This is a genomic window from Gluconobacter sp. P5H9_a (genome assembly GCF_018812085.1).
Classification (GTDB): Bacteria; Pseudomonadota; Alphaproteobacteria; order Acetobacterales; family Acetobacteraceae; genus Gluconobacter.
In genome coordinates this window covers 1-546 of record NZ_JACRVW010000075.1, presented here as the reverse complement: position 1 = coordinate 546, position 546 = coordinate 1, and the positions used below count along the sequence as shown (strand labels likewise).

Genomic DNA, 546 nt, shown 5'->3' with positions numbered 1-546 from the left:
TGTATAAGAGACAGGTATTTTAGCCACTAAAATACTTCTGATGTTGCTCTGGAGCGGTGTAAAAGCCGCCCCATTTTCGTGACATCTAACATTACCATATTTGGTTAAGTATTTTGATAAGAGGAAATTATACAGTGCTTACTGACAAAGAAATTAACGATGCCAAAATTGGCTTCAAGTACCAACATCCATCAGACATTCTTCACGAGCATGAAGACTGTATTAGGATGGCGTATGAATGGTTAGATGCTCAGACAACAATAAAAACAAAACCAAAACACAGTAGAGCTCTAAAGCATATTATAGAAAAATGGGCAGGAAGATATATATCTCAATCAGACGTAGAAATAGCTGCTTATTTACATCCAAAAATAACAGGGAAATACCCAAATTTTAATTTAAGCGCCAAGTTTACACGCCCACTAGACTCAAGATTAAATGGTATAGGCCAAGCTTTTACTCAAGATTATAGAGACCGATTTGATCCTAAGGTATATTCTAAATCCGAGTAATATTTATACCTGAGCAGCCTGCGGCGCTAGCGCG

At 37.2% G+C, this 546-nt stretch carries 1 protein-coding gene; it reads left to right on the top strand.

Going from position 1 to position 546, the window contains the following annotated elements; all coding sequences use genetic code 11:
- Nucleotides 1-134 precede the first annotated feature (134 nt).
- Nucleotides 135-512, top strand: coding sequence for a hypothetical protein (locus KP708_RS15545; protein ID WP_215751378.1), 378 nt, complete (start codon nucleotides 135-137; stop codon nucleotides 510-512).
- Nucleotides 513-546 lie beyond the last annotated feature (34 nt).